This is a genomic window from Leisingera daeponensis DSM 23529 (assembly GCF_000473145.1).
Classification (GTDB): domain Bacteria; phylum Pseudomonadota; class Alphaproteobacteria; order Rhodobacterales; family Rhodobacteraceae; genus Leisingera; species Leisingera daeponensis.
In genome coordinates, this window is the sequence record NZ_KI421500.1 from 700,280 (window position 1) to 720,062 (window position 19,783).

The window sequence follows — 19,783 nt, forward strand, 5'->3', positions numbered from 1 at the left end:
GCAGCGGTCGGCGCAGCCGGTATCAGATCAGAAACTGAAGCCGCATCACAGGGACGCACGGCCATGGCACTGGAAGACGCGAAACATGTGATCGGCCACGCCTTCACCCGCGAGGATCTGAAGGGACTGAGTTTCGAGATCACCTTTGGCGGAGCCACGTCTTTCCTGCGCCGCAAGTACACCAAGGATCTGACCGGCGTGGATATTGCCGTCACCGGTGTGCCGTTTGACCAGGCGGTGACCAACCGGCCCGGCACCCGGCTGGGACCGCGGGCGATCCGCGAGGCCTCTGCCCTGCAAAGTCCGGATGAACCCTATGGCTGGCCGCATAAGCCGCTGAGCACGCTGGCGATTGCGGATTACGGCGATCTGGCCTTTGACCATGCCAATGTGCCGGAGTTCCCGGCGGCGCTGACGGAGCATATCCGGGGCATCCTGGCCGCGGATACGGCCTCGGTCGTGCTGGGCGGCGATCACTGCATCAGCTTCCCGATCCTGAAGGCCTATGCCGAGAAGTACGGCCCGATCTCTCTCCTGCAGTTTGACGCCCACACCGACACCTGGCCGGATGACAACATGGAGCGGGTGGATCATGGCACCATGTTCTATAAGGCGGTGAAGACCGGGATCGTGGATCCCAAGTCCTCGGTACAGGTGGGGATCCGCACCACTAACGACGACACGCTGGGCGTCAATATCATCGACGCCCCCACGGTGCATGAAATCGGCCCGGCGGAGACCGCAAAGCGGATCAAGGAGATCCTGGGGAACCGGCCCACCTATCTGACCTTTGACATCGACTGCCTGGACCCGGCCTATGCGCCCGGCACCGGCACACCGGTCTGGGGCGGGCTGACCTCGGCGCAGGTGGCGCGCATCCTGCGCGGGATTGCCGGCATCAATTTCAAGGGCGGTGACGTGGTGGAGGTCTCTCCCCCCTTTGACACAAGCGGTGCAACTGCTATTGCCGGGGCACATGTGGCGACGGAGATCATCTGCCTTCTGGGCTGGAACATGAGAGACAATGACTGACTTCAATCAACCGATCAGCGGAAATGACCTGGCCCGGTTCTCGGGACCGAACACCTTTATGCGGCTGCCGCAGGCCACCTCGCTGGACGGCTTGGATGTGGCGGTTCTGGGGGTCCCGATGGATATCGGCACCTCCTGGCGCTCGGGAACCCGGTTCGGCCCCAAGCAGATCCGCGCCGAAAGCGCGATGCTGCGGCCCTATAACATGGCGACCGGCGCGGCGCCCTTCGACAGCCTGAACATTGCCGATATCGGCGATCTGGCGATCAACACCTTCTCGCTGCCGGATTCGCTCAGAATCATCCAGGACAGCTATGAGGCGATCCTGTCGGGCGGGGTGATCCCGGTGGCGATGGGCGGGGATCATTCGATCACCCTGCCGATTCTGCGCGCGATTGCCAAGAAATACGGTCCCGTGGCGCTGGTGCATGTGGATGCCCATGCCGATGTGAACGACGAGATGTTCGGCGAGCGCGAGACCCATGGCACCGTGTTCCGCCGCGCCTTTGAGGAAGGGCTGATCGTGCCGGACAAGACGTATCAGATCGGCATCCGCGGCACCGGCTATGCGGCGACGGACTTTACCGAGGCGCAAAGCTGGGGCTTCCAGCACTTCCCGGCGCAGGAGCTGTGGGGGCGGCAGCTGCACCAGATGGGTGCGGAAATTCGCCGCGATATCGGCAATAGGCCGGTCTATGTGAGCTATGATATCGATAGTCTTGACCCGGCCTATGCGCCGGGCACCGGCACGCCGGAAATCGGCGGGCTGACTACGCCGCAGGCGCTGGAGCTGATCCGGGCGCTGAAGGGGGTCAATATCGTGGGCTGCGATCTTGTGGAGGTATCGCCGCCTTACGATCCCTCGGGCAACACCGCCTTGGTGGGCGCAAACCTGCTCTATGAGCTGCTGTGCGTGCTGCCGGGCGTGGCAACAAAATAAGCGGTCCGGCCTCACGCGACAGGCCGGGGGAGGGCCGCGCAGGGAGGAGGCAAGGCTTGACCTTGAAACCGCAATGAAGCGGCTGATGCTGCTGGGCTGGCTGGTGCTGGCCGCCGTTGTCGCCGGGCTGGGGTTCATCCGCCTGGCGCCCAGCGATCCGCTGGACTGGAACACCCAGCCGGAGTTCACCGAGGACAAGGAGTTCCGCGGAGGCGTGTTCCGGGTGGTGCGCACCGGGCCGGACGGGCTGGAGCGGTTCCACCGCATCGCCAGCCACGCGCCGCGCACCAGCGTGCTGGCGGGCGGGCCGAACGACGGGATGGTGACCTATATCACCCGCACCCAGGTGCTGGGCTTTCCCGACTACACCACCGCGGCGCAGGACGGCGATCTGCTGAAGGTCTATGCCCGCCTGCGCTTCGGCCGGTCTGACCTTGGTGCCAACAAGGAGCGGATCAACGGCTGGCTGGCGGAGATGGAAGGAGCCTCGCAAGAAGCCTCCGCCGGGCAATAGCGGCGCGGGGCGCTCCCGCCTGTTCGCGGGCTTTTGCAAAAAGCCCCTCGCAGTTGGGCCGGGCGCCGCGCTGCGCGCGGCGCTGGCTCATCGGCCTCTGGAGGCAGAGCCGTGATTTTGCTGGGAGGCGCTTCAGGGGCTGGTCTGCCCCTGAAGACGCTATTCCGATTGTGTGAGTTGTCGTGCCGCGTCAAGGGCAAGACGCGCTGGCGCGAGGTGGCTGCTCCACCCTTGAACCGACGCGGAGGAGCGGCGTTGGTTTGCGAAGATTGATGCGCTTGAAAGCTCCAATAAGAAGCGCCTATGCAGTAGGGGTTGCTGATTGAGGACGTGACATATGACAAGTGATTACAGAGCTATGCATTGCTACCGGCCAATAATGGCGCATGGCGACAAACGGTCTGTTACCTTCGAATTTTCGCCAAGAGCAGGAGAGGCTCCTAGTCCGTGGCCTGAAGGCAAATGGACGTCACGTATCCGTCATATCGAAGCAGGAAGTTTTGATGAGGAGGCAAAGCGTAACTTCGCCAGCCACTGGACGCTTATCAATCCGGATGTACTGGAATTGCCGGATGTTTTGGGAGAATTTAGTTGGGCCGAGGGTATATTCCCCGTATTTCGGAGGGAGTTGATGGAAGCCATTTTGGCTGCCGATGCCGAGCTGTGCAGTTTTGTGCCTGTATCACAGTTGTATGACTTGCGTCATGGCAGGGTGATCGACAAGCCGGAGTATTTCTTTGCTGCGGTGAAGCAGACAAAGGATTCTCTGGATGTGGATAACAGCGAAACCAAGACCATTTCCTTTCACGATGGATCGACTATTCCGGGACTTATGCCAAAAAGCCGGGTGCACCGCTCCGCGATGAAAGGCGCAATGCTGTGGCGTGACCAGAAGTCGAGAGAAGTCCTTTGTACAAGTGAATTCAAGGCGCTGGCCGAGGCTGCCGGCTGCGTGGGGATGGAATTCTATGAGGTTGGGGTTTCTGAGGCTTGATGCGAGCCTGGAAAGCTAGGTATGGCAGCCAGCCGAGTAAACGATATTAGAGCTGCGGAACCGTAGCCGACGCGCTCGACATGCCGGGCACATCCTCCAGCGACGCTGACAGGCAGCTGCTTTGCACCTCGCGCCACATCGGCACGTTCAGCGACATCTGGCATTGCGCCATGAACATGCGGCCGTCGACTTGCAGGCACCGCAGCTCACCCAGTTCCACGCGGGCGCCGGATTTATCGGTGCAATAGCAGTCGATGGTCTTGCCGCCCGGACCCTTCACATCCGCCAGACCCAGGCCGGGCAGGGTGAGAAGGATTGTGGCAATAAGGACTCTGGCATGTCGCATTGCTCTAGCATATCACATGGGGGTCACTTGGCCAAAACATGAACAACAATAGGCGCACCCATGGTTCCCGAAGAACGGCTGGAACAGATCCTGCAGCGGTTTCAGTATCTTGAGGCCGCAATGGCGGATGGCGCGGGGGGCGGGGATATTGCGGCACTGGCCAAGGAATACTCCGATCTGCGGCCGGTGGCGGAGCAGGTCGCGGCCTACCGCAAGCTGCAAAGCGATCTGCGGGAGGCCGAGCTGATGCTGGCGGATCCGGATATGAAGGAACTGGCAGCGGAGGAAATCCCGGCGCTGAAGGCGGCGATCCCCGAGGCCGAGCATGCGCTGCAGCTGGCCCTGCTGCCCAAGGACGCGGCGGACAGCCGTCCGGCGATGCTGGAGATCCGCCCCGGCACGGGCGGCGATGAGGCGGCCTTGTTCGCGGGCGATTTGCTGCGCATGTACCAGCGCTATGCCGAAGGGCAGGGCTGGAAATTCGATATCATCGAAGAGCAGATGACCGAACTGGGCGGCATCAAGGAGGTTGTCGCCCATATCAAGGGCGACAATGTCTTTGCCCGGCTGAAGTATGAATCCGGCGTGCATCGGGTGCAGCGGGTGCCCGCGACCGAGAGCGGCGGGCGCATCCATACTTCGGCGGCGACAGTGGCGGTGCTGCCGGAGGCGGAGGATGTGGACATTCACATCGACGCCAATGACATCCGCATCGACACCATGCGGGCCTCGGGTGCCGGCGGGCAGCATGTGAACACCACCGACTCGGCCGTTCGGATCACCCACCTTCCGACCGGGATCATCGTGACAAGCTCGGAAAAGTCCCAGCACCGCAACCGCGAGATCGCGATGCAGGTCTTGAAGACGCGGCTTTATGATCTGGAGCGGCAGCGGATCGACAGCGAACGCTCGGCGGACCGGGCGAGCCAGGTGGGCTCGGGCGACCGCTCGGAGCGGATCCGCACCTACAATTTTCCGCAAGGCAGAATGACGGACCACCGTATCAACCTGACGCTTTACAAGCTGGATCAGGTGATGGGCGGCGATCTGGATGAGATCATCGACGCGCTGACGGCGGACAATCAGGCCCGGCTCCTGGCCGAGATGGGGCAGTGAGCATGGCAGAGACCGCGGCACAGGCGATGGCGGCTGCAACGGCGCGGCTGCGGGCGGCAGGGGTGCCGGATCCGGCGCGGGATGCGCGGGTGCTGCTGGCCCATGCGGCCCGCATCGAGGCCAGCCGGGTGACGCTGATCGCGCCGGAGGAGCTGGCGCCGGAAGTGGCCGAGCGCTACGAGCAGCTGATTGCGCTGCGGGCGGTGCGGGTGCCGGTCTCGCATCTGATCGGCGAGCGGGAGTTTTACGGCCGCCGCTTCAAGGTGTCGCGCGATGTTCTGGACCCGCGGCCCGAGACCGAGATCCTGATCGAAGCGGCGCTGGCGGAGCCTTACAGCTGGGTTCTGGACCTTGGCGTCGGTTCCGGCTGCATTCTGGTGACGCTTCTGGCAGAGCGGCAGGAGGCCACAGGCCTGGGCGTGGACATCAGCGAGGCGGCCTGCCTGCAGGCCAGCGCCAATGCGGTGCTGCACCGGGTTCAGGCGCGGGCGGATATCCGGCAATCGGACTGGTTTGAGGGGGTTGAAGGACAGTTCGACCTGATCGTCTCGAACCCGCCCTATATCGCGCTGGACGAGATGGAAGGCCTGTCGGCGGAGGTGCGCGGGCATGAGCCCGGTATTGCGCTGACCGATGGCGGCGACGGGCTGGGGGCCTACCGGCGGATCGCTGCGCAAGTGACCGGGCATCTGGCGCCAGGCGGGCGGGTTCTGCTGGAAATCGGCCCGTCGCAAGGCCGGGCGGTCAGTGCGCTGCTGGAAGAGGCCGGTCTGAGCGGCATTGCCGTGCTGCAGGATCTGGACGGGCGCGACCGGGTGGTGCGGGCGCATTCCAGCGTAAAGAGCGGCGTTTGACGCGGAAATTCGCGAATTCGAAAGAAAAAACACAGAAAATAGCATTGTGCCCCTTGTCTGGGGCTTCGGAAAATGGTTACTCAGAAGGAGCCGCTTTAGGAGAAAGCTCTGGAAGCCTTCCCGCGGCATCAAGCCCAAAAAAGCTTATGATCCGGCGCTGAGGCGCGCACGATATGGGTCTACGGCGCATTAACTCAAGGCTTACGTTAGGCATATGAGATCGTCCAAATCACGTTCACGTTCCAAGTCGAACCGGAACCGTCCCAATGGCGCCAATGTTGTCAACCGCGTGTTCGACAGCTCCGGTCCCGAAGGCAAGGTGCGCGGAACGCCCCAGCAGATCATCGACAAATACAATCAGCTCGCCCGCGATGCGCAGCTGAGCAATGACCGGGTTGCCGCTGAGAACTTCCAGCAGCACGCCGAGCATTATCTCCGCATGCTGAATGAAGCGCAGCGCGAGATTGACGCGCGCCGCGAGGAGCAGGAGCGGCAAAACCGCGAACGCCAGGCCGAGCGCGACCGCGAGCGGGCCGAACGGCTGGAGCGCCAGGAGCGTGAGTCCGCATCGGCTGTTCCGGCGTCAGACCTGGCCGACAGCCCGCAGCCCGAGGTGATCGACCCGCGCGGCGATAACGGCAACGGTGCTGACAGCGGCCTTGTCGAAACCCCGGAAAGCCAGTCCGCGCCTGCGGATGCTTCGGCTGAGGCCGCGCCGAAAAAGGCCCCGGCCCGAAAGCCGCGAGCCCGCAAGCCGACAGCCAAAGGGGATGATACGGCAGAGGCCAGCGACGGCGGCGGCGATGCAGAGGCAAAACCCGCGCCGAAGAAAACCAGCCGCCCGCGCGCGAAGCCGAAGCCCAAGACCGAAGACGGCCCGGCGGAAGCTGCTGAATAAGCGGCGCAATCCCAGAACAGCGAAGGACCCCCGGTGCCGATGGCGCCAGGGGTCTTTGTTTTGGTGAGCGGCTGTTGCCGGAGAAATCCCTGTTTTGCAGCCTGCGCTACCAGTATACCGGGTCGTTCAGAGCCTCGATGCAGGATGACGGGCCGCGCAGGGGCGCAAGCTCTTCGCCGTTGAGCGGCTGCGCCAGCCATCCGTCCGGGAAACGCAGCGGCATGGGGGCGGCGGCCTGCGCCCCGGTTATCTGGCGGAAGCCAACCTTGCTGTAGTAGGCCGGATCACCGTAGGTGACAGCCACGTCTACGCCCTCTTTGCCGATCCTGCTCAGCCCGTGCTTGAGCAGTGCCTGCCCGATCCCCTGCCTTTGCCGGCCGGGCGATACGGCAACGGGTGATAGCAGGAAGACGGTGCGGCTGTCCTGTTCATAGCGCAGCCGGGAAAAGATGATGCAGCCGGTGAGCGTGCCGCTGTCCCGGGCGGAATAGACAAACAGGTCCTGATCCGGTGTCTTGGCGAAGATATCGCGGACCAAGCCCGCCCTCAGCTCGCCTTCAGCGTCGCCCTCCGACGCGGCGAAAGCCGCACGGAACAGGCTGATGATCTCGCGGGTGCTGCCGCGGTATTCTGACAAAAACTCCATCCGCCGCTCCTGCACCTGCTGGCTCGCTATGGCACGCAGCATAGGGCAGCCGGGGGGCGGGCCGTCAAGACCCGCACCGGCTGGACGGCCGGGCGGTTACACCGCGTGGCCCAGTACCCGCAGGTAACGGCGGACCGCCTCCGGAAAGCCCAGCATCAGCGCATCTGCGGTGATTGCGTGGCCGATGGAGACTTCGGCCAGATCCGGGATGGCCTGGCGCAGGGCGGGCAGGTTGTCCACGGTCAGGTCGTGGCCTGCATTCATCATCAGCGCAGTGCTGGCGCCTTCCGCCCCAAGCTGGCGGGCGGCGTCGGCGGTTGCCTTGATCCTGGCCAGTTCCCGGCCGGTGGCGTCCGGGCTGGTCTGATTGGCGTAAGGCCCGGTGTAGAATTCGATCCGGTCCGCGCCTGCCTGTTGCGCCAGCGCGGGGTCCGCCGGGTTGGCGTCCACGAAATAGGACACCCGGATGCCCGCCGCCTTGAACTCCTGCGCGACCGGAAGAAGCATCCCGCCATCGGCGGCGAAGTCCCAGCCGTGGTCGGAGGTGGACTGTTCCGGCGTGTCGGGCACCAGCGTCACCTGATGCGGCTTGTTCTCCAGCACCAGGTCGATGAAATGGCGGGTCGGATAGCCTTCGATGTTGAACTCCGCCTGGGGGAATTCTTCGGCGATCAGACGGGACAGGTCCGGCAGGTCGGAAAACCGGATGTGGCGCTCATCCGGGCGGGGATGCACGGTGATGCCATGGGCCCCGGCCTGCAGGATGGCGCGGGCGATGTCGGTCAGGTTGGGCCAGGGCACCTCGCGCCGGTTGCGCAGATAGGCAACGGCGTTAACGTTCACGGACAGCAGGGTCGGGCGGGAGGAAACCGGTCGGGTCATCGGGCAATCAGGCTCCGGCAAAGACTTCGGGGAAAGGGCTCAGGCCTTGGCCAGTTCGCGGGCGAGCGCGCAGAAGGCCTCCAGGCTGACCTGTTCCGCGCGCTCGGTCGGCGGAATACCGGCGGCGGTCAGATGCGCCTCGATATCGGGGGAAACCCCCTTGAGCGAGGCGCGCAGCATCTTGCGGCGCTGGTTGAAGGCGGCAGCCACCACTCGCGACAGGATCGCGGCATCGGCCGGGAAGCGCGGCTCGGGCAGAGCGTCCAGATGCACCACCGCGCTGGAGACCTTGGGCGGCGGTGTGAAGGCGCCGGGCGGCAGCGACAGCACGATGCGGGCATCGGCGCGCCACTGGGCCAGGAGCGCCAGCCGTCCATAGGCCTTCGAGCCGGGCTGCGCCACGATGCGCTCGGCCACCTCGCGCTGGAACATCAGGGTGAGGCTCTCCCAGAAGGGCGGCCATTCCTTGGGTGTCAGCCAGCGCACCAGGAGTTCGGTGCCGACGTTATAGGGCAGGTTGGCCGCGACGCGGATCGGCGGCGTCAGATGTTCGAGCGGGTCGATCTCCAGCGCGTCGCCGTTGATCACATCGAACCGGCCCGGGTAGGCGTCTGCGATTTCCTGCAGTGCGGGCAGGCAGCGGGTGTCCTTCTCAATCGCCAGCACCCGGCGGGCGCCTTCGGCGAGCAGCCCGCGGGTGAGGCCGCCGGGGCCGGGGCCGATCTCCAGCACGTCGCAGCCGGTGAGGTCGCCGGCCTGGCGGGCGATCTTGGCGGTCAGGTTAAGATCCAGCAGAAAGTTCTGGCCCAGTGACTTGCGCGCCGACAGCTGATGCGTCGCGATCACCTCGCGCAAGGGGGGAAGGCTGTCGATAGCGCTCATGTCATCTGGACCTTGGGACAGGGCGCGGGCGGCGCGCCGGAACTTTCATGCCTCCGGCGGGGATATTTCCCGCCAGAAGAAGAATCAAGGGCTGGCGGCCATCCGCTGCGCCAGCTTCAGGGCTTCGATCAGGCTGGAGGGGTTGGCCTGGCCGGTGCCTGCGATGTCGAAGGCGGTTCCGTGGTCGGGCGAGGTGCGGATGAAGGGCAGGCCCAGGGTCACGTTGACGCCGCGGTCGAAGTCCAGCGTCTTGATCGGGATCAGCGCCTGGTCGTGGTACATGCAGACCGCCGCGTCGTAGCGCGCACGGGCGGCGGCATGGAACAAGGTGTCGGCCGGGTGCGGGCCGGTGACCGCCAGCCCCTCTTTCCGCATCCCGCTGATCAGATCGTTGATCCAATCCAGTTCTTCAGACCCCATGGCGCCGCCTTCGCCCGCGTGCGGGTTCAGTCCCGCGACGGCGATGCGGGGGGACGCGATGCCAAATTGATCGCGCAGCCCGGCGGCGGTGATCTCGATGGTTTCGCGCAGAAGGCCCGGGGTCAGCACCTTGGGCACGTCCGCAAGCGCGATGTGGATGGTGGCGGGCACCACCCGCAGCTGGGCGCTGGCCAGCATCATCACCACCCGGTCGCGGCCCGCCAGGGCAGCGAGGAATTCTGTATGGCCAGGATAGGAAAATCCCGCGCCGTCGATCAGCGCCTTCTTGTGGATGGGAGCAGTGCAGACCGCGGAAGCCTCGCCCTGCTGGACCAGCCGGACAGCGGTTTCGATGGACTGGATCACACCGGCAGCGTTGGCCGGGTCGGCGGTGCCCTTCACGCTATTGCCGCCAAAGGCGAGGGGCAGCACCGGAAAGCGGTCTGCGCAGGCTGCTGCGGCCTCTGCCGGGGCGGAAATTTCCCGGACCGGAGTGCCGGCGGGCAGGTGGCGCGGGTCGCCGATCCAGACGAGCGGGCAGGCGGCGCGCAGAGTGTCCCAGGCCTTGACAGCGATTTCCGGGCCGATGCCTGCGGGCTCGCCGCAGCTGAGCGCAATGGGCCCGGGCCGGCTCATTTGATGTCGATCCGCGCATCCGCGCGCAGCTGCTCCAGGTAGCTGTCGACCAGCGAAGTCATCCGCTGCGCCGTAAGCGCATTCGCCACGGTTTCGCGGTTTGCGCCCTCGCCAAGGTCGGCGGTGCGGCCGCAGAGCATAAGCACCATCAGGGTCTGGCCGTTGTTGCGGGTCAGCGCGGTGGAGGTCTCGCCCGGGTCAAGCTTGGCCAGTTCCAGCGCGATATCGCTGGGGATCTCCGCAGGCGGCAGGCTTTCGACCGCCAGAACAGACGGATCCCGCCCCTGCGCCAGGCCATAGAAGTCCTCGCAGGTGTCGACGCTGTTCACCACCTGCTGCGCGGCGGCCAGAGCTTCGGGCGTGCGCCCGCCGGGCAGGAAATAGGTGGCATATTCAATGGCGGAAAAGCGCGGGGCGGCGCCTTCAACCTCGCGCAGGCCGCGCATCTGGAACAGCGCTACCGCGCCCTGCAGCGGCAGCGGCTCGGAAATCTCGCCCGGCTGCAGTGCCAGCACAACCTCTTGCAGCTGCGGCGGCAGCTTGGTCAGCGGCATCCAAGGCAGGCGGCCGCCATCGCCGCGGCTGCCTGCCGCCGAATACTGGGTGGCGGCGGCGGAGAAGCTGTCATAGCCCTTCAGCTTGGCGACCTGCTCCACCAGCTCTTCGACCTGGGCGGCGTTCTGGTCGTTGAGCGGCACGATGAATTCGCTCAGCAGAACCTGGACGCTGCCGGTGCCGGAGGTGCCCATGGCGCGGTCGATTTCCTCTGGCGTGGGGCGGGCGCGGGACAGGAAACGGGCGCGGGTGTATTCGCGCCAGCCAAGCCCGACCTTGGTGAAATCGCGCAGTGTCTGCGGCGCAACGCCCTGCTGCTGCAACACGGTCAGAAACTCGTTGAGCGACAGGTTGGCGCGCCCGGCCAGTTCTTCCATGCCCGCGGTGATGTCTTCTTCGCTCAGTTCAATTCCGGCCTGCTTCAGCACCATCAGCTTGAGCCGGTCATTGATCAGCTCCTCGCGGGCGGTTTCCAGCGGATCGCCCGGAACCCGCAGCGCGGCCTGGAACCGGGCGCGCTGTTCCAGCTCATACCGGGTGATGACCTGATCATTCACGGTGATGGCCGGGGCAAAAAGGTTCTGTGCGCCTGCGGGCAGGCCGCTCCAGGCGAGCCCTGCGGCCAGCGCCAGCGCGGCCGCAGTTCTGAGAGCACGGGAAAGGAAGGGAGCCGGGAACCGGGTATTCACGTCTTGCTGCATGTCCGCCTGTACTGTTTGCTGCCGCTTTTTACGGAAAATCCGCTCAGCGAGATGGTAAAGCCGAAATCCGTTGTCGGCTCAACACTTGTTGTTGAGGTATAGCGGCGGTTGACCGAAACGTCGACCGTCACGCATTCGTTGCTGTAGGCCACGCCAAGGCCCGCGCGGGTGGCCTGGGCGCCTGCGATGTCGTACCGCAGCCGGGCGCTGGCGGACCAGTTGGGGTTGATGTCGTAGCGTCCGTCCACCCACAGTTCCGAGCTTTCCTCGTCCCGGTCTTCATCCGGGTCGGTGCCCAGCCACAGGTAGGTGCCGGCAAGGCTGGAGCGGCTGGTGTGCCATTCGCCGCGGAACTCTGCCTTGGAAAAGTTGAGCGAACCGTTCAGCAGGCCGCGGGTGGAGACCGCCAGGCTGTCGCCGTATTTGATCTGGCCCGCCAGCAGGATATCCGACGTGGTGCCGCCCAGGCCCGAGCTTTTGGTGAAGCGGTCATCACCGTCGCTGCGCAGCACCTGGCCCGCGGTGGCGTAGGCCTGCCAGCCAGTGGGCGCATAGCGGGCCCAATTGGCGCCGTAGACCAGGGTCAGCCCGTCTTCGCGGGCGTCGGTTGCGGGAAAGCGCGACAGCGACAGCAGATTGCCCTGGTCGAATTCGACAAAGCGGCTTTCCTCGCTGACCACGTCGCCGCCGCCCTCGTCGCGCCAGCCCAGCTGCAGGATCGGTTCCAGATACTGGCTGGCGCCGCCGGCTTCGCGGCGGATCATCGGCAGGCGCAGGGTCAGTGCGCTGCGCGGCGTGAGACGGGTGACTTCCTCGGTATAGAAAGCGTCGTCGTAGGCGCGGAAGGCGTCGCCGGCGGCGCCGATCTCCCATTCTGCCAGGATGCCGTAGCCCAGGCGCAAGCTGCGGCGCCAGTCGAGGTCAGCGGTCAGCCGGGACAGGTCGCGGCCGTTGCTGTCGGTGGCGGTGCCTTCGATGCTGGAGCTGCGGTGGTGGCCGTGGCCCTGCAGCGTCAGCCGCAGCTCGCCGCCGGTGAGGGCCGGGAAATAGCGGGTCTGGTAGAAGGCCTCGGCGATGCCGGAGGGAATGTCGCTCTGCTCCTCGCTGTCGCGCAGGGTCTTGTAATGGGTGAACGAGGTGCGGAACAGGCTGTCGCGCTTGGACCGGGTCAGCACCGCCTCGGAGCGCAGGCGGTCCAGATCGGGCAGGCCGTAGTCCGCGACATAGGCGTCGTCCGAGACCGCCTTAACGTCGAAGGTGAAGCGGAAATCGTGCGGCAGATCGAACTGGCCTTCGCCAAAGACATAACCGCGGTCCTCACCGGAGAACAGGTCGTCGCGGGTATAGGCGGCGTTGAATTCGATCCTGCCGCGGCGGAACGCCTGACGGTAGCGCACATCCAGCGTTTGGGTGCTGGAGGAGATATAGGGGGCCAGCGTCAAATCGCGGTGCGGACCCAGCGTGAAGAAATACGGCACCTTGATCCCGGTGCCGAGATTCGAGGTGGAGCGCACAGAGGGCACCAGGAACCCGCTGGCGCGGTCCAGCGATGGGTCCGGCAGGCGGATCGCCGGGAAATAGAACACCGGCACATCCAGCACCCTGAGCTGAGCGCTTTCGAAATAGAGCTGGCGTTCCTGCTGGTCGTGGATCACCCGCTCAGCCCGGATCTGCCACAGCGGCGGGCGGCCGTCGTCGCAGACGTGGCAGGAGGTGACAGCGGTTTTATAGAGCTGGGTATAGCGGCCGCTGACCCGTGTCATCTGCAGCGAGGCCAGCTGCAGCTGCTGCTGGAACACCATGCGGGCGCCGGTCAGCAGGCCGTTGCGCAGGTCGCGGTCCAGCTCGGCTGCATTGGCCAGGATGGTGATGCCGCCATTCTGGTCGATCCGGATCGGGCCTTCGATCTGCAGGGTGCCGTTGGTTTGGTCAAAGGTGATCTTGCGGGCGCGCAGCCGGATATTGCCCTGGAACGCCTCGACGTTGCCTTCGGCGACCAGAGTGCGGTCCGGGGTAATAAAGACCTGATCTGCCACCAGCATCGCGGGCTGCGCCGGATCGGGCGGCACTGCGGTCTGCGCCTGCAGGGCAGGGGCTGTCAACGCCAGCCACGGCAGCACGGCGGAAAGAAGCAGCGCCCGGCGCAGGTTACCCGTCTTCGGCATGGAGAAGCAGTCCCAAGGTCAATAATATTGCAGCGGCAGGCGGTGCCCAAGCAGCCAGCGCCACCGGGATTTGCCCGTTCTCGCCAAGGATTTGCGCGAAATTGCGGATGAAATAAAGCCCGAATCCCAGCAGCACTGCCATCAGCACGGCCAGGCCGGTGCCGCCAAAGCGGGCGTGCCGCATGGTGAAGGAGGCGCCGACCAGCACCATGGCGATCAGGAACAGCGGCCGTGCCAGCTCTGCCTGGTAGCGCACTTCGTAGCGCTTGGTGGTGAAGCCCGCGGCAGACAGTTCGCGGATGGTGGCGGGCAGGTCGTAGATCGAAATACCGCTGGCGGTGCCCAGCGTGTCGCGGATGCGGTCGGTGGTCAGCGTCGTCGGCAGCTGCAGCTCGTCATGCGAAGCGGCGCCGGCTTCCGGGTTGATGCCGGCCGTCAGCGGCCAGGACTTGGCATTGGTCAGGATCCAGTTGCTGCCGTCCAGCCGGGCGCTTTCGGCGATGATGCGGCGCACCGGTCCGCCGGCGGTGCTGTAGGCATGGATCGACACGTCATGAAGGGTGATGTCGGCGGCATCGCCGCTGTAGCCCTTGGCGTGGATGACCGACTGGCCGCGGGCGCCGCCTTGGCGAAGCCACAGGCCCTCGCCGCTGAGCGACAGCGCGGAAGGGCCGCCGTTGTGATAGGTTTCGGCCAGATCCTGGTAGCGGTTGGCAGTGGCCGCCGCGATCGGGTTCAGCATGGTGACTGCCAGAACCCCGATCCCGGCAGCCGCCAGCACCGGCGCCGCCAGCGCCCGGATGCCGGAGCGGCCGATGGCGCGGGTCACCACCAGTTCGCTGCTGCGGGCCAGGCCGACAAACAGCACGATGGTGGTGAGGATCATGATCAGCGGCAGGAACTCGCTGAGCGCGGCCGGAATGTTCAGCAGGCTGAGGCCAACCAGCTCCGGCAGGCCGAGGCCGGCCCCTTCGAAGCGGCGGATCTGCTCGTTGAGGTCGATCAGAATGACCAGCGTCATTAGGACCGCGCAGATCACCAGGAACCATTGCAGGAACCGGCGCGCGTAATAGAGATCCAGCTTCATGCGGACACCTCCTGCCGGATGCGCTTGGGCCGGGAGGCCAGGATCAGGAAGATCAGCGACACGGCCAGACCCAGCAGGGTGGGCAGGTAGATCAGCGGCCACAGGCCGGGGTTATCCAGCACCGGCTCCGACACGACGCCGCGCAGGCCTTCGACAAAAATCAGCACGACAAAGGCCAGGAAGGCCTGCCGCCAGACGCCGAAGCGGGAGAAGGTGCCCAGCATCAGCGCCGAAAACCCGATCAGGGCCACCGCCACGCACACCAGCGCGCGGGCAAAGCGCAGGTGCAGCTCCTCTGCTTGGGCGCCGGCGGAATAGCCGTCAGTGCGGGTGACAGCCTCTGTGCTGGTCATCAACTCCAAGCTGGGGATGGCGCGGATATTGCGGGCCGGATTCTCAGCTTTGCGCGCCAGGGTGCTGATATCGTATGAGAAATCCGAAAAGAACGTGGTCGACATCCGCTGCGTCTCATTGTCCAGCCGCTGCGCCATGCCCTCTACCATGATCAGATGCGCGCTGCCTTCGTCGCGCACCAGAAAAGCGCGGGTGCCGGTGTAGGTGACGGTCACCGCAGGGTCGCGGCGGTCCGACAGGAAGACGTCGTTCAGGGTGCCGTCGGGGTCGATCTGGCGGATGTAAAAGGTGACGCCTTCGGCGGGGTGAAGGAAGTCGCCCTCGCTCAGCAGTTTGGCGGTGATGTTGCGGGAGACCTCGCTCTCGCGCTCTTCCAGCTGGTTGATCGAGGCGGGCAGCAGGTAGTGGGTCAGCGCCGACATCATCAGCGCTGTGATGATGCCAAAGGCCAGCGCCGGGCGGGCCATCTGCCAAGGGCTGGTGCCGGTGGCGCGCAGCACGGTCAGTTCGCTCTCGCTGTTCAGCCGGTTGGTGACCCATACCGCGGCGCCGAAGGCGGCAATCGGCAGCACCATTCGGATCAGGTTCGGCAGGGTGAGCGCGGTGAATTCCAGGAACACCAGCGCCGACTGTCCGTTGCCGATCAGCGTGTCAAACAGCACAACTGCCCGGTTGACCCAGAACACGGCCACCAGGATCAGGGCAAAGAAGCCGAAGAAGAGCAGATACTGTGACAACACATATCTGTCGTAGCGTGACACCCGATCCCCCAGACCTTGCCATTGTTATTTTGCGGGACCTTAGTGGATTTGATTGGCGGGGAAAACTGCATTCTCGCAAGGCAGCTGGATCGGCGGCGGATTGCGGATAACCGGATGGAACGGCCGGGTCTGGCCAAGCGCCGCTGCGCAGGATACCTCTTGAGCCAACAATCAGGTGATACCAGCAGGAGTCCGCAACAAATGAGCAGTCTTACCCCGATCCGTTTTGCCGAATACGATCCCAAGGCACTGGCAGAGATGACCGGCCGCGTCGCAGTGATGGTCACGCCGGAGGGCAGCATGGATCAGGCGGCGCGCAGCGCCAACCGGCTCAGCAAAGGCGCCATCGCCCGCCTGATCGGGTCCGAGGGGTTCAAGAAGGCAAAGACCGGCGACGTGATCTCTGTGAGTTGGCCTGCGGGAATACAGGCGGAGGTGCTGGACGTGCTGGTGCTGCCGCGCAAGCTGACTCCGGTGGAGGCGCGCAAGGCCGGCGCCAACCTGGCCAAGGGGGCCGCTGGCAAGCGTCTGACGGTGATGGCAGGCGGCATGAACAAGGCCGCCGATCTGATCCAAGGGATTGCACTGCGGGGCTATGAGTTCAACACCCACAAATCGCAGAAAGATGACAAGCCCGAGGGCGAGGTGGTGATCGCTTGCAACGCGCCTTCTGAGCTGGAAGCCGCCTGCGCGCCGCTGCTGGCGGTGGCCGAGGGCGTTCACATGACCCGCGATCTGATCAATGAGCCGGCCAACGTGCTGACCACCACGGAATTCGCCCGCCGCATCGAAGAGATGACGGAGATCGGCCTGGAGATCGAGATCCTGGAGGAAGCGGACCTGGAGAAGCTGGGCATGCGCACGCTGCTGAGTGTGGGGCAGGGGTCCGACAGCCCCTCCAAGGTGGCGGTGATGCAGTGGAAGGGCGGCGCAGACGATGCCGCGCCGCTCGCGCTGGTCGGCAAGGGCGTGGTGTTCGACACCGGCGGCATCTCCCTGAAGCCTGCAGCCGGCATGGAAGAGATGACGATGGACATGGGCGGCGCGGGTGTCGTGGCCGGCACCATGAAGGCGCTGGCGCTGCGCAAGGCCAAGGCCAATGTGGTCGGCCTTGTCGGGCTGGTGGAAAACATGCCCTCCGGCAACGCCATCCGTCCTGGCGACGTGGTGAAGTCGATGAAGGGCGACACGGTGGAGATCATCAACACCGACGCCGAAGGCCGTTTGGTTCTGTGCGATGTCCTGTGGTACGCGCAGGAGCGGTTCAAGCCCGCGGGTGTCATTGATCTGGCGACGCTGACCGGTGCCATCATCATCGGTCTGGGGCATGAGAATGCCGGCGTGTTCTCCAACGACGACGGCCTTTGCAATGCTTTCCTCAAGGCCGCCGGCGCGGAGGATGAGGGCGCCTGGCGGATGCCCTTGGGCAAGGCTTATGACGAGCAGCTGAAGTCGCGCATAGCCGACATGAAGAACGTGGGCGGGCGTCCCGCGGGTTCGATCACTGCGGCGCAGTTCCTTCAGCGGTTCATCAAGGACGGCATGCCCTGGATCCATCTGGACATTGCGGGCGTTGCTTCGGTGAAGTCGGATACCGCCTACGCGCCCAAGGGCGCAACCGGCTGGGGCGTGATGGCGCTGAACCGTCTGGTCGCTGATAAGTTCGAGGCGGAATAAACACTTATGGGGGCTGCCTATTTCTATCATCTGACCCGCAGGCCGCTGGAAGAGACCCTGCCGGTCCTTCTGGACAAGGCGCGCGGGGCGGGCTGGCGCATTGCGGTGCGCGGGCGCGATCCCGAACGCATGGCCTGGCTGGATGACCGTTTGTGGCAGGGGCCGGAGGAAAGCTTTCCCGCCCACGGCCTGGCGGGCGGCCCCCATGATGCGCTGCAGCCGGTCCTGCTGACGGCAGGGCCGGAGGCGGCCAATTCACCCGATTGCGTGATGGCGGTGGATGGCGCCGCCGTCACCGCGGAGGAGGTGCAGGCGCTGAGCCGCGTCTGCATCTTGTTTGACGGCACCGATCCGGAGGCTGTGCAGCACGCCCGCACCCAGTGGAAAAGCCTGACAGATGCCGGCTGCTCCGCCCAGTACTGGTCGGAGGAAAGCGGGCGCTGGGAAAAGAAGGCGGAAAAATAGGCTGCTTCGCACCGGAAATCGGCAGGTTTCCGCCAGTTCCCGTCAGTTTTATTTCATTTGTGCAGGAAATGCTCGCCTGATTGCGGTTCGCGCTTTAATCCTCCCGGTCAAAAGATCAAGACACTGGGGGACAGATGATTTCAAAGCGTGTGTTTCTGCGGCCGCGGCTTCTGCCCATTGTTGGGGCGGCGCTGCTGGTGCTGGCAAATTGCGGTGCTCCCCAGGGCGGGTCTGTCGGCCGGGCCGAGGTCGACGTCGAGCGTCTGGATTTCGCAGTTCAGGAAGTCCAATCCCTGCGGTCCAAGGGCAAGCGGGTGTGGTGCGTGCCGTTTGCACGCAACGCCAGCGGCATCGAGATCTACGGCAATGCCAAGACCTGGTGGTCACAGGCCGAAGGTCAGTTCAGCCGCGGGAAACAGCCGCAGCCCGGCGCGGTGATGGCCTTTCAGGCGACCCGCTCAAACCCGCTGGGTCACGTCGCGGTGGTGTCCAAGGTCGAAAACCCCCGCCGGATCGAGATCAACCACGCCAACTGGCACCGCAACAAGGTATCGCTGGGCATGGCGGTGGTTGATGTGTCGGCAGCCAATGACTGGTCCGCTGTGCGGCTGGAAAGTAATCCGGGCGCATTCGGGCGCGTTTACCCCATCCTTGGCTTCATCTCGCCGCAGCCCGGCGCCGGGTGAGATATGACGCGAGCAGCTGTCAGCTGTTCTGAATGCCGCCGCGCTGGATCATCCGGGCGGAAATCTCCTCAAAGGCCCTGCGCCACAGCGCTTCGAGCTCCGGGGTGAAATCGTCTTCCAGCGCGTTGCGCAGGGAGTCGACCAGTGCTTCCTCCATCGGGGCGAAGTGAGAGATCTGCACGCCGAGGCTTGCGTGTTTTTTGCCGAGTTCCTGAAAGTGCGGGTCGACGGCCGATTCATCGCCTAGCTTGGCAAGAATGACGCCCAGGGTCGTCATGAACTTCATGCCTTGGCCTTCCAGATCCTCCCGGAATAGCTGCCGCAGCTCAGGCGCGTGCCGGAACAGCGCGTCATAGAAAAACGCGGGATCCCTGATGGCTTCGTCCTTCAGCTTGCTGTAGCTTTCTCTCAGTTGTTCGAGTTCTGCATCTGTCACGGGATATCATGCTCCTTTCTGGTATGTCAGTTGTCATCCAGCTTAGGAGCAATTGAGCCGGAATTCCTTGATCCGGCTCAATAACCTGAATCGCGGAGCACTGCCGCCGGCAGAGGCTACCGCGTCAGGACCAGGGCGCCATTGCGGATCTCGATGCTGGACCAGCGCTGGAGGTAGCCCATCCCAAGCAGCGACTGATCAAGCGCCCCCTTGTTGACCCAGACACGCACGCCGGTGTCCGTGATGCCGCCCAGCGACATTTCATCAATCCAGACGGAGGCGGTGCGGACTTCGCCATTGGCGGTCTGGGCGCGGCCGAGATAGGCGAGGTTTCCGGTATCAATACCGGCCCGCCGGGCGTCGCTTTCGTTCAGCACAACCTGACTGGCACCGGTATCGACAAGAAATTCGATCGGTGTGCCGTTCACGTCCAGGGTCAGGTAGTAATGCCCGTCAGGGGCGCGCGGCACCTCGACCCGGCCGCCATCCACCGCCACGTTCTGCTGCGGGCGCACGGTCTGGCGGATGTCCTGCCAAAGCCCGTAAGAGGCGATGACGCCCAGGAAAATGAAGCCCCAGACGGCGAACATCTGCAGCGTCTTGCCCAGGCTCTGGCGGTTTTGCACAAAGACCCAGGACCCCACTGCCACCAGCAGGATCGCCAGATAGATAAACCGCCCGATTTCATAGTCGCCCATATGCGCACCTCCTGAACAGAATGTAGGCGCGGCAGGGC

At 64.7% G+C, this 19,783-nt stretch carries 21 protein-coding genes; 10 read left to right on the top strand and 11 right to left on the bottom strand.

The annotated features are described in order from the left end of the window. The first annotated feature begins 63 nt into the window (after positions 1-63). From speB (DAEP_RS0103810) to DAEP_RS23895, 4 genes are all read left to right on the top strand, one after another. The gene (speB, locus tag DAEP_RS0103810) at positions 64-1,032 is read left to right on the top strand and encodes an agmatinase (RefSeq protein ID WP_027243734.1); all 969 of its coding nucleotides are present in this window, start codon (positions 64-66) and stop codon (positions 1,030-1,032) included. Next, the gene (speB, locus tag DAEP_RS0103815) at positions 1,025-1,972 is read left to right on the top strand and encodes an agmatinase (RefSeq protein WP_008555940.1); all 948 of its coding nucleotides are present in this window, start codon (positions 1,025-1,027) and stop codon (positions 1,970-1,972) included. The genes speB (DAEP_RS0103810) and speB (DAEP_RS0103815) overlap by 8 nt, the downstream gene beginning before the upstream one ends. Positions 1,973-2,045: 73 nt before the next feature. Continuing rightward, complete coding sequence (locus DAEP_RS0103820) at positions 2,046-2,486, top strand: DUF1499 domain-containing protein (RefSeq protein ID WP_027243735.1); 441 nt, start codon at positions 2,046-2,048, stop codon at positions 2,484-2,486. Between the two features lie 337 nt (positions 2,487-2,823). Beyond that, the gene (locus DAEP_RS23895; RefSeq protein WP_154665024.1) at positions 2,824-3,480 is read left to right on the top strand and encodes an imm11 family protein; all 657 of its coding nucleotides are present in this window, start codon (positions 2,824-2,826) and stop codon (positions 3,478-3,480) included. 46 nt (positions 3,481-3,526) lie between these two features. Here the strand turns inward: DAEP_RS23895 and DAEP_RS0103830 are convergent, their stop codons facing one another. Next, positions 3,527-3,826: a hypothetical protein gene (locus DAEP_RS0103830; RefSeq protein ID WP_027243737.1), complete on the bottom strand. Its 300-nt coding sequence runs from the start codon at positions 3,824-3,826 to the stop codon at positions 3,527-3,529. Between the two features lie 60 nt (positions 3,827-3,886). On the opposite strand from DAEP_RS0103830, the gene prfA reads away from it, so the two are divergent. From prfA to DAEP_RS0103845, 3 genes are all read left to right on the top strand, one after another. After that, on the top strand, positions 3,887-4,942 hold the full coding sequence (gene prfA / locus DAEP_RS0103835; RefSeq protein ID WP_008555081.1) for a peptide chain release factor 1: 1,056 nt from the start codon (positions 3,887-3,889) through the stop codon (positions 4,940-4,942). Positions 4,943-4,944: 2 nt separating this feature from the next. Further along, on the top strand, positions 4,945-5,796 hold the full coding sequence (gene prmC, locus DAEP_RS0103840; RefSeq protein ID WP_208855442.1) for a peptide chain release factor N(5)-glutamine methyltransferase: 852 nt from the start codon (positions 4,945-4,947) through the stop codon (positions 5,794-5,796). 214 nt (positions 5,797-6,010) lie between these two features. Then, the gene (locus tag DAEP_RS0103845; protein WP_027243739.1) at positions 6,011-6,694 is read left to right on the top strand and encodes a DUF4167 domain-containing protein; all 684 of its coding nucleotides are present in this window, start codon (positions 6,011-6,013) and stop codon (positions 6,692-6,694) included. Positions 6,695-6,800: 106 nt separating this feature from the next. Here DAEP_RS0103845 and DAEP_RS0103850 read toward each other — a convergent pair whose 3' ends face one another. The 8 genes from DAEP_RS0103850 to lptF all read right to left on the bottom strand — a co-directional run bounded on the left by DAEP_RS0103850 (position 6,801) and on the right by lptF (position 15,783). Continuing rightward, positions 6,801-7,340 (bottom strand): GNAT family N-acetyltransferase, encoded by a 540-nt coding sequence (locus DAEP_RS0103850; protein ID WP_027243740.1) that lies wholly within the window; start codon positions 7,338-7,340, stop codon positions 6,801-6,803. Between the two features lie 96 nt (positions 7,341-7,436). After that, entirely contained in the window at positions 7,437-8,222 is a 786-nt protein-coding gene (locus DAEP_RS0103855; protein ID WP_027243741.1) for a pyridoxine 5'-phosphate synthase, read from the bottom strand. 39 nt (positions 8,223-8,261) lie between these two features. Further along, positions 8,262-9,104: a 16S rRNA (adenine(1518)-N(6)/adenine(1519)-N(6))-dimethyltransferase RsmA gene (rsmA, locus tag DAEP_RS0103860; RefSeq protein ID WP_027243742.1), complete on the bottom strand. Its 843-nt coding sequence runs from the start codon at positions 9,102-9,104 to the stop codon at positions 8,262-8,264. An 84-nt stretch (positions 9,105-9,188) separates the two neighbouring features. Then, positions 9,189-10,160, bottom strand: coding sequence for a 4-hydroxythreonine-4-phosphate dehydrogenase PdxA (gene pdxA / locus DAEP_RS0103865; protein ID WP_027243743.1), 972 nt, complete (start codon positions 10,158-10,160; stop codon positions 9,189-9,191). After that, complete coding sequence (locus DAEP_RS0103870) at positions 10,157-11,416, bottom strand: peptidylprolyl isomerase (protein ID WP_027243744.1); 1,260 nt, start codon at positions 11,414-11,416, stop codon at positions 10,157-10,159. Before DAEP_RS0103870 ends, pdxA begins: the two co-directional genes overlap by 4 nt. Next, entirely contained in the window at positions 11,401-13,581 is a 2,181-nt protein-coding gene (locus DAEP_RS0103875) for an LPS-assembly protein LptD (protein WP_208855443.1), read from the bottom strand. The genes DAEP_RS0103870 and DAEP_RS0103875 overlap by 16 nt, the downstream gene beginning before the upstream one ends. Continuing rightward, on the bottom strand, positions 13,565-14,668 hold the full coding sequence (lptG, locus tag DAEP_RS0103880) for an LPS export ABC transporter permease LptG (protein WP_027243746.1): 1,104 nt from the start codon (positions 14,666-14,668) through the stop codon (positions 13,565-13,567). The genes DAEP_RS0103875 and lptG overlap by 17 nt, the downstream gene beginning before the upstream one ends. Further along, positions 14,665-15,783, bottom strand: a complete 1,119-nt coding sequence (gene lptF, locus DAEP_RS0103885) for an LPS export ABC transporter permease LptF (protein ID WP_027243747.1) — start codon at positions 15,781-15,783, stop codon at positions 14,665-14,667. Before lptF ends, lptG begins: the two co-directional genes overlap by 4 nt. A 201-nt stretch (positions 15,784-15,984) precedes the next feature. On the opposite strand from lptF, the gene DAEP_RS0103890 reads away from it, so the two are divergent. The 3 genes from DAEP_RS0103890 to DAEP_RS0103900 all read left to right on the top strand — a co-directional run bounded on the left by DAEP_RS0103890 (position 15,985) and on the right by DAEP_RS0103900 (position 18,611). Beyond that, the gene (locus tag DAEP_RS0103890) at positions 15,985-17,460 is read left to right on the top strand and encodes a leucyl aminopeptidase (RefSeq protein ID WP_027243748.1); all 1,476 of its coding nucleotides are present in this window, start codon (positions 15,985-15,987) and stop codon (positions 17,458-17,460) included. Positions 17,461-17,466: 6 nt separating this feature from the next. Further along, the gene (locus tag DAEP_RS0103895) at positions 17,467-17,925 is read left to right on the top strand and encodes a DNA polymerase III subunit chi (RefSeq protein ID WP_027243749.1); all 459 of its coding nucleotides are present in this window, start codon (positions 17,467-17,469) and stop codon (positions 17,923-17,925) included. Between the two features lie 134 nt (positions 17,926-18,059). Beyond that, the gene (locus DAEP_RS0103900; protein ID WP_027243750.1) at positions 18,060-18,611 is read left to right on the top strand and encodes a CHAP domain-containing protein; all 552 of its coding nucleotides are present in this window, start codon (positions 18,060-18,062) and stop codon (positions 18,609-18,611) included. 19 nt (positions 18,612-18,630) lie between these two features. On the opposite strand, the gene DAEP_RS0103905 is transcribed toward DAEP_RS0103900, so the two are convergent. Further along, positions 18,631-19,047 carry a globin domain-containing protein gene (locus DAEP_RS0103905; protein WP_027243751.1) on the bottom strand — a complete coding sequence of 139 codons (417 nt, stop codon included), beginning with the start codon at positions 19,045-19,047 and terminating at the stop codon, positions 18,631-18,633. A 116-nt stretch (positions 19,048-19,163) separates the two neighbouring features. Next, positions 19,164-19,745 carry a retropepsin-like aspartic protease family protein gene (locus DAEP_RS0103910; protein ID WP_008556017.1) on the bottom strand — a complete coding sequence of 194 codons (582 nt, stop codon included), beginning with the start codon at positions 19,743-19,745 and terminating at the stop codon, positions 19,164-19,166. Positions 19,746-19,783: the final 38 nt, after the last annotated feature.